This is a genomic window from Tenacibaculum sp. SSH1-16 (assembly GCF_040104435.1).
Classification (GTDB): domain Bacteria; phylum Bacteroidota; class Bacteroidia; order Flavobacteriales; family Flavobacteriaceae; genus Polaribacter; species Polaribacter mesophilus.
Genome location: NZ_JBECOV010000005.1, coordinates 121,599 through 139,545, shown reverse-complemented (window position 1 = coordinate 139,545; position 17,947 = coordinate 121,599). Strand labels below are relative to the sequence as shown.

At 30.9% G+C, this 17,947-nt stretch carries 15 protein-coding genes; 9 read left to right on the top strand and 6 right to left on the bottom strand.

Annotation, left to right across the window (positions count from 1 at the left end; translation table 11 throughout):
• The first annotated feature begins 66 nt into the window (after positions 1–66).
• Positions 67–2,889 (top strand): aminopeptidase, encoded by a 2,823-nt coding sequence (locus ABMY20_RS08880; RefSeq protein ID WP_349265106.1) that lies wholly within the window; start codon positions 67–69, stop codon positions 2,887–2,889.
• A 117-nt stretch (positions 2,890–3,006) separates the two neighbouring features.
• Complete coding sequence (locus ABMY20_RS08875; protein WP_159613824.1) at positions 3,007–5,460, top strand: alpha-ketoacid dehydrogenase subunit alpha/beta; 2,454 nt, start codon at positions 3,007–3,009, stop codon at positions 5,458–5,460.
• 82 nt (positions 5,461–5,542) lie between these two features.
• Here the strand turns inward: ABMY20_RS08875 and ABMY20_RS08870 are convergent, their stop codons facing one another.
• Both ABMY20_RS08870 and ABMY20_RS08865 read right to left on the bottom strand, forming a co-directional pair.
• Positions 5,543–6,313: an SH3 domain-containing protein gene (locus ABMY20_RS08870; protein WP_047790082.1), complete on the bottom strand. Its 771-nt coding sequence runs from the start codon at positions 6,311–6,313 to the stop codon at positions 5,543–5,545.
• Between the two features lie 64 nt (positions 6,314–6,377).
• Positions 6,378–7,649, bottom strand: a complete 1,272-nt coding sequence (locus tag ABMY20_RS08865; protein WP_349265105.1) for a DUF2851 family protein — start codon at positions 7,647–7,649, stop codon at positions 6,378–6,380.
• A 213-nt stretch (positions 7,650–7,862) separates the two neighbouring features.
• Between ABMY20_RS08865 and ABMY20_RS08860 the strand changes: the two genes are divergently transcribed.
• From ABMY20_RS08860 to ABMY20_RS08840, 5 genes are all read left to right on the top strand, one after another.
• Positions 7,863–8,495, top strand: coding sequence for an NAD(P)H-dependent oxidoreductase (locus tag ABMY20_RS08860; RefSeq protein WP_167714198.1), 633 nt, complete (start codon positions 7,863–7,865; stop codon positions 8,493–8,495).
• A 63-nt stretch (positions 8,496–8,558) separates the two neighbouring features.
• Entirely contained in the window at positions 8,559–10,154 is a 1,596-nt protein-coding gene (locus ABMY20_RS08855; RefSeq protein WP_083574845.1) for a sodium:solute symporter, read from the top strand.
• Entirely contained in the window at positions 10,147–10,320 is a 174-nt protein-coding gene (locus ABMY20_RS08850) for a hypothetical protein (RefSeq protein ID WP_164505159.1), read from the top strand. The genes ABMY20_RS08855 and ABMY20_RS08850 overlap by 8 nt, the downstream gene beginning before the upstream one ends.
• Positions 10,298–10,798, top strand: coding sequence for a cupin domain-containing protein (locus ABMY20_RS08845; protein ID WP_047790079.1), 501 nt, complete (start codon positions 10,298–10,300; stop codon positions 10,796–10,798). The genes ABMY20_RS08850 and ABMY20_RS08845 overlap by 23 nt, the downstream gene beginning before the upstream one ends.
• A gap of 187 nt (positions 10,799–10,985) precedes the next feature.
• Positions 10,986–12,338 carry a potassium transporter TrkG gene (locus ABMY20_RS08840; protein WP_073184557.1) on the top strand — a complete coding sequence of 451 codons (1,353 nt, stop codon included), beginning with the start codon at positions 10,986–10,988 and terminating at the stop codon, positions 12,336–12,338.
• A 45-nt stretch (positions 12,339–12,383) separates the two neighbouring features.
• Here ABMY20_RS08840 and ABMY20_RS08835 read toward each other — a convergent pair whose 3' ends face one another.
• Entirely contained in the window at positions 12,384–13,007 is a 624-nt protein-coding gene (locus ABMY20_RS08835) for a LysE family translocator (RefSeq protein ID WP_159613818.1), read from the bottom strand.
• 109 nt (positions 13,008–13,116) lie between these two features.
• Between ABMY20_RS08835 and ABMY20_RS08830 the strand changes: the two genes are divergently transcribed.
• Complete coding sequence (locus tag ABMY20_RS08830; RefSeq protein ID WP_047790076.1) at positions 13,117–14,010, top strand: LysR family transcriptional regulator; 894 nt, start codon at positions 13,117–13,119, stop codon at positions 14,008–14,010.
• A 61-nt stretch (positions 14,011–14,071) separates the two neighbouring features.
• Here the strand turns inward: ABMY20_RS08830 and ABMY20_RS08825 are convergent, their stop codons facing one another.
• From ABMY20_RS08825 to ABMY20_RS08815, 3 genes are all read right to left on the bottom strand, one after another.
• Positions 14,072–14,329, bottom strand: a complete 258-nt coding sequence (locus ABMY20_RS08825) for a hypothetical protein (RefSeq protein ID WP_047790075.1) — start codon at positions 14,327–14,329, stop codon at positions 14,072–14,074.
• Between the two features lie 2 nt (positions 14,330–14,331).
• On the bottom strand, positions 14,332–14,640 hold the full coding sequence (locus tag ABMY20_RS08820; RefSeq protein ID WP_047790074.1) for a thioredoxin family protein: 309 nt from the start codon (positions 14,638–14,640) through the stop codon (positions 14,332–14,334).
• Positions 14,641–14,732: 92 nt separating this feature from the next.
• The gene (locus tag ABMY20_RS08815; RefSeq protein WP_047790073.1) at positions 14,733–15,374 is read right to left on the bottom strand and encodes a peroxiredoxin; all 642 of its coding nucleotides are present in this window, start codon (positions 15,372–15,374) and stop codon (positions 14,733–14,735) included.
• A 288-nt stretch (positions 15,375–15,662) separates the two neighbouring features.
• Here ABMY20_RS08815 and katG point away from each other — a divergent pair, with 288 nt between their 5' ends.
• Entirely contained in the window at positions 15,663–17,855 is a 2,193-nt protein-coding gene (katG, locus tag ABMY20_RS08810; protein WP_253057077.1) for a catalase/peroxidase HPI, read from the top strand.
• Positions 17,856–17,947 lie beyond the last annotated feature (92 nt).

The following is a 17,947-nucleotide window of genomic DNA, read 5'->3' as shown; positions in this document are numbered from 1 at the left end:
TTATTTTCACAAAGTTTATGAAACTTAATGTTTTCTGTAAAACTTTTAAACTCGCATTATATAATATTGAAACAGAAAATACTCCTTTTAGTATGTACTTCCATCTTGTATTGCTTTAAAATAGTAGCACAAGAAAACTCTGTTGAAATAAAAGCTAAATTAGATATAGGCAACGATGTTATTCATATTCTACAAAAAACAACTTTTTACAATCACTCTTCTTCTAATCTAGATTATATTTTTTTACATAACTGGGCAAATGGTTATAAAAACGATGATACTCCCTTAGCAAAACGGTTTATTGAAGATTACAAAAAAAACTTTTACTTTTCAAAAGAAAAAGATAGAGGTTACAGTAAAATAAAAAACTTAACTGTTAACTTTAAACAAGTTTCATTCAAAGAGAATAAAAATCAACAAGATATTATTAAAGTACTACTCAACAAACCTTTAAAACCAAAAGACAGCTTAATAATACGTACCTCATATTCTGTAAAAATTCCAAATGCAAAATATACAGGATATGGAAAAACAAAAACTGGATACCATTTACGTTTTTGGTATCTAACTCCTGCCGTATATGATAAAAAATGGCAACTGATGAGCAACTTAAATTTAGACGATCTATACGAGGAGCTCTCTAATTACTCTATTTCTATAGATATTCCTAAGAATTATCATATTGAAAGTAATTTGTATCAATATAAAACTGAACACAATAGCTATACAAACTATTATTTAGTTGGCGCCCAAAAAAAGGATATTATACTCCATATTGACACTATTAAAACTTTTAAATCTTTTAAGCTAAAGGATAAAGAAATTAAAACTGATGCCTACCTTAAAAAAATCACGAATGAAGAGACTACCAAAATTATAAATAAACAAATACAATTTATAGAAGACTTTATAGGTAAACACCCTCACCCTGAAATTTTTGTAGATTCTCGAACTATTAATAAAAATTCATTACATGAAATTTATGGGCTTCCAAGCTGGTTGAAACCTTTTCCTAAAAACTTTAGATGGGAAACTGGGTTCTTTAAAGCTCTTACTCAGAAATATTTCGACGATATTATTATTCAAAACCCAAGAAAAGATTATTGGCTTACTGATGGCTTGCAAACTTTTTTAATGATGGAGTATGTAAAAAAATACTATCCTGAAATTACTTTTCTAGGAAAATACTCTAAGTATTGGCCAATAAAAACATATAACATTGCTCAATTAAAGCAGAATGACAAATACCCTCTAGTATATCAGTTTAGCTCTCGAAAATTTTACGATCAATCTTTAATAACCTCTAGTGATTCTCTTTCTAATTTTAACAGAAAAGTTGTTAGTAAATACAAAGCAGGTTTAGGTATTAAGTATTTACACGATTTTGTAGGCGATAGTATTTTAAAAAAATCAGTAAAAGAATTTTATATTCAAAATCAATTAAAGCCCTCAAGTAGTAAATACTTTGCTCATATACTTCAAAAAAACACTTCAAAAGATTTGCAATGGTTCTTTGGAGATTATCTTACTACCGATAAAAAAATTGATTACAAAATAAAAAAGGTAGCTTATACCAAAAATAAAGACTCTCTAATTGTTACAATTAAAAATAAAAGAACGTTTAAAGCTCCTGTTGCACTATATGGCATCCAAAATAAAGATATAAAATTTAAAACTTGGATTACTAATATAGACTCTACCAAAACAGTTAAAATTAAAAGAGGCGACTTCAATAAACTAGCTTTAAACTATGAAAACAACTATCCTGAATTTAACTCTCTTAACAATTTTAGAAATGTAAATAATAGCTTTATAAGCAAGCCTCTCCAATTTCGTTTTTTTAAAGATTTTGAAAACCCCTATTATAATCAGTTATTTTATTATCCTGACATTAAGTATAATCTATACGATGGTTTAATACTTGGCGTTAATATAAATAACAGATCACTGGTTAATCATAATTTTCAATTTAGTTTAACCCCAAACTATAGTCTAAAAAGTAGAAACTTTACAGGATCTTTTTCTGTAGCATATAATCATTTTTTAAGAGACTCTAAGATTTATAAAATACGATATGGAATTTCAGGAAGTAACTTTCATTACGCACCTGAATTAGGGTATAATACTTTAAGTCCATTTATTAATTTTCAATTTAGAAGAAATACACTCCGCGATATAGGTTCAAAATTCTTAATAGCTCGAATGGTTAGTATTAATAAAGAAGTTGCACCTAACAATACTCAGAGTGATCAAGACAAGTATAATATTTTTAACCTTCGCTATATCAACAACAAATTTGATGCTATACGCAGAATACAGTATGCTGCTAACCTTGAAATAAACTCTAATTTCAGTAAAATTTCAACCGATTTTCGTTATAGAAAGTTCTTTACTGCTAATGAAAGTTTTGAAGTCCGATTTTTTGGCGGACTCTTCTTATCAAACAAAACAGAAGGAAATTACTTTAGCTTTGGATTAAATCGCGGAAATGATTACTTGTTTGAGCAAAATTTATTTGGTCGCTCAGAAAGTGAAGGTATCTTTAGTCAGCAGTTTGTCGTTGGTCAAGGAGGTTTTAAATCTAAATTTAAAGAACCATACTTTGCTAATCAGCTTATAACATCTATTAATACCAGTGTAAGCGTATGGAAGTGGGCAGAAATTTATAATGACGTTGCCATGTTAAAAAACAAAAATACCTCTCCAAAGTTTTTTTATGAAAACGGTATTCGATTAAACTTCCTTCCTGAAATATTTGAATTTTATCTTCCTATTTACACCAATGAAGGTTTTGAAATCAATAAAAGAGCCTATCCTTCAAAAATTAGATTCATCATTACAACAGATATTGATAGAATTTATAATTTTATCAGAAGAGGTGTATTATAAATATCTCAATAATTACTTTATTTTAGTTGTTTTTTTGAAGAATATTCAACGAAAATAGAAATTTTTAAATATCAACTAAAAAACCTATCTTTGTAACCATACCTAAATTAGATGATTATGACGCAAAATACCGAAATAGCTAATACTCAACAGCTTTCTTTTCAAGATTTTAAAAATGAAGTTTTAAAGGACTATAGAATTGCTCGTATTAGTCGAGAATGTAGTTTATTAGGAAGAAGAGAAGTTTTAACAGGTAAAGCTAAATTTGGAATTTTTGGAGATGGTAAAGAAGTACCACAGTTAGCTATGGCTAAAGCTTTTCAAAATGGAGATTTCAGATCAGGTTATTATCGTGACCAAACCTTTATGATGGCTATTGGAGAATTAACTCCACAACAATTTTTTGCAGGATTATACGCACATACTGATATTGATATTGAGCCTATGTCTGCCGGTCGTCAAATGGGAGGACATTTTGCAACACATTCTTTAGATGAAAACGGTAACTGGAAAAATTTAACCGCTCAAAAAAATTCATCATCAGATATCTCTCCTACTGCAGGACAAATGCCTCGTTTATTAGGATTAGCACAAGCATCTAAAATCTATAGAAATGTTAAAGGTTTAGAAAAGCATACTAACTTTTCAATCAACGGTAACGAAGTTGCTTGGGGTACTATTGGTAATGCTAGTACAAGTGAGGGATTGTTTTTTGAAACTATCAATGCTGCTGGTGTTTTACAAGTTCCAATGATAATGAATGTTTGGGATGATGAGTACGGAATTTCAGTTCATGCACGTCACCAAACTACTAAAGAAAGTATTTCAGAAATATTAAAAGGATTCCAACGTGAAAATGAAAGTAATGGGTATGAAATTTTCGTAGTGAATGGTTGGGATTATGTTCAGTTAATTGACACTTACAACAAAGCTTCTAAAATTGCTAGAGAGCAACATATACCTGTATTAATTCATGTAAAAGAATTAACACAACCTCAAGGACACTCTACTTCAGGTTCTCACGAACGTTACAAATCAAAAGAACGTTTACAATGGGAACAAGAGTTTGATTGTATTGCTCAAATGCGTAAGTGGATTTTAGAATTTGAACTAGAAAATGAAGATGGAGAGACTTTAAAATTTATTGATTCTGAAGAAGATTTAATCAATATTGAAAAAGAAGCGAAAAAAGAAGTTAGTAAAGCTAAACGTGATGCTTGGAGCGCATATACAAACGAAATAAAAGCAGAAGTAGCCGAAGCTATTGCTTTGTTAGATACCATTGCACAAAAAAGTAACAACGGTTCTTTCATTTCAAAATACAAAAACGATTTAGCGGCAATTGCTGAACCTATCAGAAAAGATATTTTAGTAGCAGCACGTAAAACGTTACGTTACTTAAGAGATGAAGATTTCACTGAAAAAACTGCACTTCAAAACTTTATTAAAACTTCAATTGATAAAGCTGCTGTAAAATATTCAGCTCATTTATTAAGTGAAACTGAATTAGCTACTGAAAATATTTCTGCCGAAGCTCCAACCTATGCTTCTGAAAAAAATATGGTAGATGCACGTATTATTATGCGTGATAACTTTGATGCTATTTTAGCAAAACACCCTGAAGTGTTAATTTTTGGGGAAGATGCTGGGTATATAGGTGATGTTAATCAAGGGTTAGAAGGTTTACAAGAAAAGTTTGGTGAGTTACGTGTTTCTGACACAGGAATTCGTGAGGCGACTATTTTAGGTCAAGGTATTGGTATGGCAATGCGTGGTTTGCGCCCAATTGCTGAGATTCAATATTTAGATTATTTACTGTATGCTTTACAAATTATGAGTGACGATTTAGCTACGTTACGTTACCGTACGTTTGGTAAACAAAAAGCTCCTTTAATTATCCGTACTCGTGGGCATCGTTTAGAAGGAATTTGGCACTCAGGTTCACCAATGGGTGGAATTATAAACAATATTAGAGGTATTCATGTATTAGTTCCTCGTAACATGACTAAAGCCGCTGGGTTCTATAACACTTTATTGGAAGGAGATGATCCTGCCTTAGTCGTAGAATGTTTAAACGGATACCGTTTAAAAGAAGAATTACCAACAAACTTAGGAGATTTTAAAACTCCAATTGGTGTTGTTGAAACTATCAAAGAAGGAAACGATATCACCATTGTTTCTTATGGTTCTACCCTACGAATTGTTGAAGAAGCTGCTAAAGATTTAGCACAAGTAGGTATAGATGTAGAAATTGTAGATGCTCAAAGTTTATTACCTTTTGATATTAATCACGATACAGTTAAATCAGTGGCTAAAACAAATCGTTTATTAGTTGTTGACGAAGATGTTCCTGGAGGAGCTTCAGCTTATTTATTACAAGAAATTGTTGAAAATCAAAATGGTTATAGACATTTAGATAGTAAACCACAAACATTAACAGCAAAAGCACATAGACCTGCTTATGGTACCGACGGAGATTACTTCTCTAAACCATCTGCAGAAGATATTTTTGAAAAAGTATACGAAATTATGAACGAAGCAAACCCTTCTAAATTCAAGAGTTTGTATTAATAATTAATTTTAAAATAATTAAAATAAAAAAAACGATTTTAGAATATTCTAAAATCGTTTTTTTATTCGCTTTTTTATATAATTATTCAGCTACTTTTTCTGCTACCGCCTCAGTAGCCGCTTCTGCTTCCTGCGTATCTAAAGGCTGATTTTTTGACTCGTAATCTTCTATTTTATTCTCTATAACTGGGATAAACTTAGAAGAAGATAGATCTGAATTATTTATAACATCTTTCAATGCCTTTATTCTTTCTGTCATTGTTGGTTGAGTATTTGCTATTCCTGCAAATTTAGCTGTTGCTATATCAACTTGATCATTTGTAATATTAGAAGTTTTTACCCAACCTTCTTCTATATACTTCCCTTCAGATCTTTTTCCTTTAACTTTAATCCAATCGCCTTGAGTTTCAGTCACAGCAATAATATCCATAACGCTGTACTTTTTTTCTGTTTTAGTAAGTAAATCTGGCCTTTTGTAAACTACTGCCTCTTCTAACATAGCTCCCACTTTACCATTAACAGCTAAAAAGGTAGATCTAGTCCATCCTTCTTTTCCGTCAATCAACTTTACTTTGTAATACTCTTTCTTAGAAACAGAATCTATAGTTTCTTCTCCTGTTAAGGTTACTTTTTCTCCTAAACTAATAGAAGTTATCCATTTCCCTTTTGCAGAAGCACTTTCTCTAATAGATAATTTATCTAATAAACAAATTGCTGAAGTAGACTTTTCTTCTTTTTCACTAATAGATTTTTCAGTTGTTGAAGTATCTCCTTTGTTTTCTGAGTTTTTGTCGTCTTTACAACCTATACAAATAGTAGACACTAATGCAATAGCAATTAATATTTTTTTCATTATTATAAATTTTTTACGCAAATATATCATTTATTAATTAAATAATTTAACATGCTTTATTTACTTATTTGTTTAAAATAAAATTCCCAACATTACAGCTTAAACATTTTTTGTTTTGGCAATAATTATTTTTCAACTCTAATAAAGCCTGAGATTCAAAAGCATTTTTTGCTTTAATTTTTAACTCATCAAACTTATTTATAATTGAATTTTTTTCTGGGTGTATTTGTTGTATCAATTTTAACAAACTTTCTTCATTAACCTCTCCTCTAGCTTGTTCATAAACAAACTTTAAAGGAATAATTGTATTAATAATCAACAAGTCAATAAATGATTTTGTAAGTATTTTAACTGATTTTTTTGACTCAGAACCAAACGTATAATGAGTTTTCCAAAACTCATTTACTTCAACTGTAAATAAATTATAAAAACCCTCTATTTTATTTACATCCATTAACCTTGAAAATAAGCTTTCATATTTATTATATAAAGCCACTAATTGCGCTATTCTAATCGTAGGAAAGTTATTGGGGCGCATTCTAAAAAATTGAAAACGGTGTTTTATTAATGATTGTAGCCTGTATTTGTGCTTTATATAAACATACTCATTTTTAAGTTGCTTATAATAACTCTCTTCTATTTCATCAGCTAAAAAACCTGCCTGTCCAAACAGTAAAGCAGATAGCTGCTCTTCGTTAAATCGAACTTTACGTAACACAGAAAAATCAAACGATTGTGCTAGTTCTAGAAAGGCTGCTCCATTAACTTTCAATCCGAAATTCTTAGCTAATAACTGAAACAACACCGCTTCATAATCATTATTTGATTTTTGTAACAGCTCTTTTATTACCACCGATTTATTCTCTAATCGTTCAAAATACAAACGTTCTAACCAGTTATTTAATAAAAAAGAATTGATTTCTCCTATCTGCTTTTCACAAGGAATCCATCGTCGTTCTTTTAAAAACAATTTTCTATAATTTACCAATACATCTTCTTGAACAATTTTTTGCAATTCAACCGTTGGTAATGGATGATTATTTTTCATAAACACATCAGAATCATATTCCCACACAACATGTAAAATAACCGCATCATAATTCATATCTTTTTCATGATGATGCGCATACCAATCTGATGACTTTATATGAATTTCAACATTTCCAACCCATAGCTGCCCATCAATCTTCAATTTTGTATTCAAAAAATCAGGTCCTGAATTCGTATTATGACTCCCTGTGTTTAATACTTCAACGGTTTCTCCTTTTACTGATATTAAATTTGCTTTGCTAAATAGTTTATACTGCCAAATAAAGTGCAAGAACTCTTCTTTCATACATTTTTTTATTTTCAATGTACAAAATATTTTTATGATACTATCAATATTAATTATTCGAAGTATTTTTAGACTACTTTTTATTCTTCTATTTTTGTCAAAATAAATTACTATAGGTAAACTTACAGGAAAACAATGTAAGGGCACGTTTTTAATTTAGAGATAAACCTTGAAGTATTTTAACTCTCAATTATCGAGTAAAAATTAAACCACATGAATAGTATAGAAAATTTACAATGGCGTTACGCTGTTAAAAAATTTGACGAGCATAAATTTCTTTCCGAAGAACAAATTAATCTTTTAAAAGAAGCATTTAATTTAACTGCTACTTCTTATGGATTACAACCTGTAAAAATGGTTGTGGTTAAAAACAAAGATTTACAACAACAATTGGTGGCACATTCTTGGAATCAACACCAAGTTGCACAGGCTTCTCATTTATTGGTATTGTGTACCCCAAAAGAACTTACTACTAAAGATGTTGAGAGCTATTTTAAATTAGTAAAAGACATAAGAAACACACCCGATGAAATTTTAAATCCTTTCAAAGAGTTTTTAACTAACGATATAGAGAATAAATCTCCTGAAGTATTGTTCCATTGGATGAAAAACCAAGCATATATTGCTTTAGGAAACTTAATGACTGTTGCTGCAAATGAAAAAATTGACAGCTGCCCTATGGAAGGTTTTGTTCCTGAAAAATATGATGAAATTTTAGAATTAGATAAATACAACTTACAATCAGTTTTAGTATTACCTGTTGGTTTTAGAGCAGAAGATGACTACATGAAAGACTTAAAAAAAGTTCGTAGAAAAACAGAAGATGTCGTTATTGAGCTTTCTTAGACAACACTAATTATGAATTACGATTGATAATTTTAGTACATTCGTAATTCATAATTTAACTATATGCAACCGTTACATATACTACTCCTTATTTTAGCCTATTTTGGTGTATTAATTCTTATCTCATACATCACAGGTAAATCGGCAAACAATCAAACATTTTTTAAAGCAAACAACTCATCTCCTTGGTATTTAGTTGCCTTTGGTATGATTGGAGCATCATTATCTGGAGTTACTTTTATTTCGGTTCCTGGTTGGGTTGAAGGTGACAAAATGAGTTATATGCAAATGGTACTAGGGTACGTATTAGGTTATGCCGTTATTGGATTGGTACTACTTCCACTCTATTACCGATTAAATTTAACTTCAATTTACACCTATTTAGAAGGACGTTTTGGTAGATATTCGTACAAAACTGGGGCTTCTTTTTTCTTACTTTCAAGAACTATTGGTGCTGCCTTTCGCTTGTTTTTAGTGGCAAATGTATTACAGTTAATTTTGTTTGATGCTTATGGAATTCCGTTTTGGGTAACAGTAACAATTACCATTTTACTTATATGGCTATATACTTTTAAAGGAGGCATAAAAACTATTGTATGGACAGACACTTTACAAACGTTGTTTATGCTAATTGCTGTTGGAGTTTGTATTGTAATGATAAAAGATGAAATGCAAATTGATAATTTGTTTTCGTATGTAACAGACAATAGCTTATCTAAAACTTTCTTTTTTGACGATGTAAAGGCTGGTAACTATTTTTGGAAACAATTCTTTTCAGGAGCTTTTATTTCAATTGTGATGACAGGTTTAGATCAAGACATGATGCAAAAAAACTTGACTTGCCGCAATTTAAAAGATGCTCAAAAAAACATGTTTTGGTTTACTATAGTACTCGTTATTGTTAACTTCTTTTTCTTAGCTTTAGGAATCCTGTTAACTGATTACGCTACAGTAAATGAACTAAACGCTCATAAAGACAACTTATTTCCTACCATAGCAATGAGTGGTGATTTAGGTATAGCTACTTCCCTATTCTTCCTTCTCGGTTTAATAGCAGCAGCATACTCAAGTGCTGATAGTGCTTTAACTTCGTTAACTACTTCTTTTAGTATTGATATTCTTGAAATTGACAAAAAAGATAATGAGCAAGAAAGAGAAAAAACACGAAAGAAAATTCATGTGCTGTTTTCATTTATTTTAGTGGCTACTATCTTAATTTTTAAATATTTTATTGCTGATGAGAGTGTAATTGCTAAAATATTCCAATTTGCTGGTTATACTTACGGTCCGTTACTAGGTTTATATGCTTTCGGACTGTTTACTAAATTAAACATAAAAGACAAGTTAGTTCCTATCATTTGTTTAATGGCTCCTATTATAACTTATATTATTAGCTTTTACAGCAAGGAAAAGTTTGGGTTTGATTTTGGTTTTTTTGTATTGATATTAAACGGATTCTTAACTTTTTTAGGATTACTTTTGATAAGTAATAATAAACAAAGTAAATCAGCAATTCTGCCTATAATTATGTCTCTTCTTGGTTTTCTAAGAGCTATATTGAATGGATTTGAAGACTGGAGAGCTATATTATTCCTAATTTTAGGTTTTACTTGGCTCAGTATTATTATCTCTAGATTAAAAAGCAAGCATAATGCCTAAAAAAGGAAAAGCTAAAAATACTGTAAACAAAGCGAAACATACACGCTTAATGAAGCAGAAAGAAAACAAACTTCGTTTGGAAAAACAACGTACCAAAGAACGTTTAAAAGCCATTATTAAAAAAGTTAACGAACAAAAAGAAAATGACAGCTCAACAAATAATTAAAAAGTTTGACTTAACGGAACATCCTGAAGGTGGTTTTTATAAAGAAACCTATAGAAGCAACGGAATTATTAAAAACAAACACTTAAATTCTAACTTTGTAGGTGATAGAAATTACAGTACTTGTATTTATTTTTTATTAACTTCTGAAAAATTTTCTGCCTTTCATAAAATCAATCAAGATGAAATTTGGCATTTTTATAAAGGAAGTACCTTAAAACTACATATGATTTCTCCCAAAGGAAACTATTCTTTTGTATTGATTGGAAATAATATAGAAAATGATGAGCAACCACAATTTGTAGTTCCGGCTGGTTACTGGTTTGCTGCTGAAGTTAGTAAAGAAAACTCATATGCTTTTACTGGTTGCACTGTTGCTCCTGGATTTGACTTCAACGATTTTGTTTTACCTAAAAGAGAAGAGTTAATACAACTATTCCCACAACATAAAGAAATCATAACTAAACTAACACATTTTTAAATAATTCTTCCTCACTACCTATATACAAATCTACTATATAGTGTATAAGAAGTAAGATTCTTTTACATTTCCTTTTCATCTATTAATTGATTAAATTTGTTACTTAGTATTACCTATCTACAGATACTAAAAAAAACTTCAATTATAAAAGTAACGAAATACTTAGCCGTTATTTTACTTAAAAAAAATGAAAAATAATACATACAAAAAGCTATCTATTTGGTATAAAAAATTCCAAATTAGCAAAACACCTCAAATGAATTTAGTTTGGGGATTCTTCTTATATACCTTTATCGGTTTTATTTTACTATCAATTCCTCTGTTTCATAAAGCAGATGTATCTTTTTTAGACAATCTATTTATCTCAACATCAGCAATATCAACTACAGGGCTAGTTACTATCAGTATTTTTGATTCCTATAATTTCTTCGGACAGTTTATTATAATGATGCTCATACAAATTGGTGGAATTGGCTACATGACACTAACAACCTACTACTTGTTATTTATCACAAAAAAAATAACGCATTGGCATAGTAAATTATTAGGAACAGAATTTACGTTACCTAATAGTATTAAAATAAAAGATTTTATTAAAAGTGTTATTGTCTTTACTTTAATTATGGAAACTATTGGAGTTATACTGTTTTATATTGCTTTTACCAATTCTGGTATGCAAAACTTAAAAGCCATTTGGTTTGCTATTTTCCATAGCGTTTCATCTTTTTGCACTGCGGGTTTTGGTTTATTCAACAATGGCTTTGAAGAATACCACGATAACGTTTTTATAAATACAACAATCTCTATTTTAGCTATAGCAGGTTCTTTAGGTTTTATTGTTGTTACCGATTTATGGTATCGTCTTTCTGGAAAGACTAAAGAAATATCCTTCACAACAAAAATTATTGTCTACGGATTTATATTCTTATTACTTTCAGGAACATTACTTACGTACCTATCAGAACCTTCTTTAAACCTAAACTCCAACCATTCGTTAATGACTTCTTTTTTTCAAACAATGTCTGCAATGACAACAGTTGGTTTTAATACTGTACCTATTGGTGGTTTTTCTTTACCAATATTATTACTACTTACTTTTTTAATGTACATAGGTGCATCACCATCTGGGACAGCTGGAGGAATGAAAATCACAACTTTAACAGCAATGATTTCTATATTAAAAAGTAGATTATTAGGACAAAAAAAGATTACGTTTTTAAACAGGATTATACCTTTTGATAGAATTTACATAGCAACCTCTACTTTTATGTTATATACCAGTTTAATTTTTTTATTCTCTTTTTTACTTTCATATAGTGAAAGCTTCTCTTTTGACAAAATATTGTTTGAAGTTGCTTCTGCTCTTGGCACCGTTGGATTAAGTACTGGAATTACTGGGGACTTATCAAACCTAGGCAAATTCCTCATAATTATTCTAATGTTCATAGGAAGAGTTGGTGTTTTAACTTTTGGTTTTGCTTTATTACAACAGAAACAAAACGAATTAGAAAAAATAAAATCTGACGATTTAGCCGTATAGTTTTTTAACCGATAGCGAAACACTAATCGCTATCGGTTTATAATTTTACATAAACGCTATCTGTAAGCCCATCAATACAAATATTACACCTGAAATTTTATTTAACCTTACCCCTATTTTTTCATTCTCTTTAATCTTAGTTGAAAATATCCCAGCAAACGATGTTAAAACCAAGTACCAAATGGTAGTCATTACCGCATAAATTACTCCCATTATTATAAAAGGAACTGGATTTTCTATCTCTGTTGGGCTTATAAACTGCGGAAAGAACGCTATAAAGAATAATGCAACTTTCGGATTTAATATATTTGTTACAAACCCTGATGTAAAACTGCTTTTTGCTGAATTTTTCTTTTGTTCTTCGTTTGTATTAGCAATCAGCCCTTTTTTTGACATCACTTTTGTTACACCTAAATAAATTAAATAAGCTGCTCCTAAATATTTAATCAATGCAAAGAATATTGCTGATTTAGCTACCATAATCGACAAACCTAATGCTCCAAACAAAGTATGTACTAGAGCCCCAGTGTTTAAACCAAAACTAGTATATACACCAGATCTTCTTCCTTGGCTAATTGACTTATTAATTAAAAAGACGGTTTCTATTCCTGGTGTCAAAACAAAAAGAATAGTTGCTACTAAAAATGCTATAAAATTCTCAATTCCCATTTCGTTACTTCTTTAAAAATGATTACAAAGTTTTTTATGCAAAGCAACAGCAGTTCTCTTTATTAAAAAATACTTATTTTTGACTGATTAATGCAAAAAACGCATTAAAATGACTATTCAACAGATTCGATATTTTTTAATTCTAGCAGAAGAATTACATTTTTGGAAAACAGCAGAAAAAGTTTACACCTCTCAATCGTCATTAAGTAGGCAAATTCAATCTTTAGAAGAAGAATTAGGTATTACTTTATTTGAGCGAGATAAAAGAAATGTAAAACTTACTGAAGCTGGTGTATTCCTTAAAAAAAAATGGGATGTTCTATTAGACGAGTTCGATCGTACACATCAACATGCTAAAAAAATTGATGAAGGTTCTTCTGGACTTGTTAGTATTGCCTACCCTGGCTCTATCTCTTACAACTATTTACCTGAATTACTCAAAATATTTTCAGAAGAGAAACCAGATTTAAAAGTAGAACTTATGGAGCCTACTGATATTACACTTGAAAAATTACTTTCTAGTTATCAAATAGATTTTGCTTTTAGCAGAAATGAAGTTCTAAATGCTTCTATTTTATCTGAAAGATTGTATGCTGAACCCGTTTGCCTTGTGGTTCCAAAAGATCATTGGATAACAGAAGATTCTTTTGTTGATTTAAGAGACGTAAAAGACGAAAAATTTATCCTTTCTGGTTTACATCATACTACTTATTTTTCCTCATTACTACGCAATATTTTTAACACTTATGGTTTTGAACCTCAAACTCATATTGAATCTGATTTTGGGAGTATGATATTAAACTTAATTGGTAGAGGTTTAGGAATATCTATTTTACCTTACTCATATCAGTTTTCTTTAAATACGAACATACGGTTTATTACACTACCCGAAAGCACAGAATTATATATCAATTGGCGCAAGAACGACCATAGAAAAGTAATTAAAAGTGTTATTGAATATTCTGTAAAATTAGGCAAAAACTACAACCGAAAGTTTGTATAAAACAAAAACCTGAACATTAGAAAATGTTCAGGTTTTTGTTTATTTGTATACGTACAAGTAACTATTTATCAATCGAACCTAAAACACGTTTCATAAAATTATTTAACGCTTCTTTTTTAGGTGTTCCATCTTTAATCATTTTATTAACTTCAATTGCTCCGTACATATTAGAGATTAACTCTCCTATAACGTCTAGCTCTTCATCTTTTAACGATGGAACCTCTGTTAAAGCTTCAAGCGTCTCAATAGTTTCTAGTACATAATCTTGGTCATTTTCTTCAATAAATGAAGTTAAATGTTTAATTACTGGTAATTTCATAACTAAGCTACTTCATTTACTAAATCCTTCAATACATCAAACTTATTGGTTTGAGTTTGATTTACTAATTTTCCATCAATATAAGTAGCAAAAGTAGGCAAGTTACTCACATCAGCAAGTTTTCTACTCTCTGGAAATTTTTCGGCATCAGCTATTACAAAAACCATATCTTCATTCTCAGAAGACAACTTTTTAAATTTAGGTTTCATAATACGGCAGTTACCACACCATGAAGCTGAAAACTGAACTACAACTTTTTTATTACCTGCAACAACTTCAGATAAATTGTCTTGACTTAATTCTTGTACCATTTCTTTAATTATTATCCATTTCGAAAGGAGCTCGTGCTCGACCCCTTCACTTATCTCACACGAACTTGTTTCCTTTCTTTAATTATGTCTAATTAGTTTGCTGCTAAATATTCTGCTGTTGCTTTTGCATTAGCTTGCATCGCTTCTTTACCTTCTTCCCAGTTTGCAGGACATACCTCACCTTTTTCTTGTACGTGAGTATAAGCATCTACTAAACGTAAATATTCATTTACATTACGACCAACTGGCATATGGTTTATTCCTTCATGAAAAACAGTTCCTTCTTCATCTATTAAATATGTAGCTCTATAAGTTACATTATCTCCTTCAACCTGTACAGTTCCTGTAGCTTCATCATAAACCTCGTTAGAGATGTCTAAGATACCTAAAATAGATGATAAATTACGATTACTATCAGCTAATAATGGGTAAGTAACACCTTCAATACCTCCATTATCCTTAGATTGGTTTAACCAAGCAAAGTGTACTTCAGGAGTATCACAAGAAGCTCCAATTACAATGGTATTTCTTTTTTCAAATTCTGGTAATGCAGCTTGAAAAGCATGTAACTCAGTTGGACAAACGAAAGTAAAGTCTTTCGGATACCAAAACAACAACACTTTTTTCTTGTTTTTAACTGCTTCTTCTAATACATTTAACTTAAACGTGTCCCCCATTTCGTTCATTGCATCTACGTTTAAACTTGGAAATTTTTTTCCTACTGCTGTAGCCATTTTATAGTTTTTTATTGATTAATATTTTTTTACAGGCACAAATGTATTTTGTTTCTTCTCATTTAAAGTGTGAATCTAAAAATATTTTTTTATTTCACTATAACTATAACCAATAGTTAACATATTTTTAAATCACTAAAAAAAATATACCTTTATATTCCAACACATTATAAAACACAAAAACAAAAACTATAGTTATTTGTTATTTTAAAATAAAAAATATAGATAAAAATTATTCACTGTTTTATAGTAGCTTTGCCCTATTCTAACCTATTAAATTATAATAAAATGAAAAACACAAACTCACATTCTTCGAAAGGTAAATGCCCTTTTTCACAAGGTGCAAACACAGAAATACATGATAACATCATGGAGTGGTGGCCAAAATCATTAAACTTAGATATACTACATCAACACGATACCAAAACCAATCCTTTAGACAGTAATTTTAATTATGCTGAAGAATTTAAAAAATTAGATTTAGAAGCAGTTAAAAATGACCTTAAAGACTTAATGACCGATAGTCAAGATTGGTGGCCTGCCGACTGGGGACATTATGGTGGTTTAATGATTCGTATGGCGTGGCATGCTGCTGGTACCTATAGAGTTGCTGATGGTAGAGGTGGTAGTAATACAGGCAACCAACGCTTCGCTCCATTAAATAGTTGGCCTGATAATGGTAATTTAGATAAAGCAAGACGATTGTTATGGCCTATCAAGAAAAAATACGGAAACAAACTATCTTGGGCAGATCTTATAATTTTAGCTGGTAATATGGCTTATGAATCAATGGGCTTCAAAACTTTTGGTTTTGCCGGCGGACGTGAAGATATTTGGCATCCTGAGAAAGATATTTATTGGGGATCTGAAAAAGAATGGTTAGCGCCAACAGGGAGTAAAGGTTCTCGATATTCTGGAGACAGAGACTTAGAAAACCCATTAGCTGCTGTAATGATGGGATTAATTTATGTAAACCCTGAAGGGGTTGACGGAAAACCCGATCCTTTAAAAACCGCAAAAGACGTAAGAGAAACCTTTAAGCGCATGGCAATGAATGATGAAGAAACCGTTGCTTTAACTGCTGGTGGACACACTGTAGGAAAAGCACACGGTAATGGTGACGCAGGAGCCTTAGGTGAAAGCCCTGAAGGTGCAGAAGTTCAAGATCAAGGCTTTGGCTGGATAAACCCTAAAGGGAATGGAAATGCTGCAGATACTGTTACTAGTGGTTTGGAAGGAGCTTGGACAACTACCCCCGATAGATGGAACCATACGTACTTTCATTTGTTGTTAAATCATGATTGGGAATTAACAAAGAGTCCTGCTGGTGCTTGGCAATGGGAACCTGTTAATATTGATGAGGCAGATAAACCTGTAGATGCTCACAATCCGAACATTAAAAGAAACCCAATAATGACTGATGCGGATATGGCAATGAAAATGGACCCTGAATACAGAAAAATATCTGAAAAGTTCTATAAAGATCCAGCCTATTTTGCTGACACCTTTGCACGTGCTTGGTTTAAACTAACACATCGTGATTTGGGCCCTAATACACGTTATTTAGGGGTTGATGCTCCAACAGAAACACTTATATGGCAAGATCCTGTTCCTACTGTAGACTATACTTTAAACGATACTGAAGTTGAAGAATTAAAAGAAAAACTGTTAAACAGTGGACTTACTCGTACTGAACTTATCAATACTGCTTGGGATAGTGCTAGAACTTATAGAGGATCAGACTTTAGAGGTGGTGCTAATGGAGCACGCATTCGTTTAGCTCCTCAGAAAGACTGGGAAGGAAATGAACCTACAAGACTAAAAAGAGTATTAGATAAGCTTGCTGAAATTCAAGCTAGTTTAAGTAAAAAAGTTAGTATTGCTGATTTGATTGTTTTAGGAGGTAGTGCTGCTATTGAAAAAGCTGCTAAAGATGGTGGTGTTGACATTAAAGTTCCTTTTACCCCTGGAAGAGGTGATGCAACCGCTGAAATGACAGATACTGAATCTTTTGATGTTTTAGAGCCTCTACATGACGGATACAGAAATTGGCAAAAGAAAGATTATGTAGTAAAACCTGAAGAATTATTATTAGACAGAACACAACTTATGGGGTTAACCGCTCCTGAAATGACTGTTCTAGTTGGGGGAATGCGTGTGCTAGGAACTAACTACGGAGGAACTAAACATGGTGTATTTACAGAAAATGAAGGTGTGTTAAGTAACGACTTCTTTGTTAATCTTACCGACATGAAATACTCATGGAAGCCTTCAGGGGAAAACTTATACAATATTGTTGATCGTAAGACAGGAAACACTAAGTGGACAGCTACACGAGTGGATTTGATATTTGGTTCTAACTCTATTCTTCGTTCGTATGCAGAAGTATACGCACAAGACGACAACAAGAAAAAGTTTGTGAAAGATTTTGTAACTGCCTGGACTAAAGTAATGAATGCAGACAGGTTTGATGTAGTATAAATCACAACTAAATGATAATATTTTAAGCTAGATTTTTTTAATTAAAGAATCTAGCTTATTTTTTTACACTTTAATCACCACTCCCTCTTTCT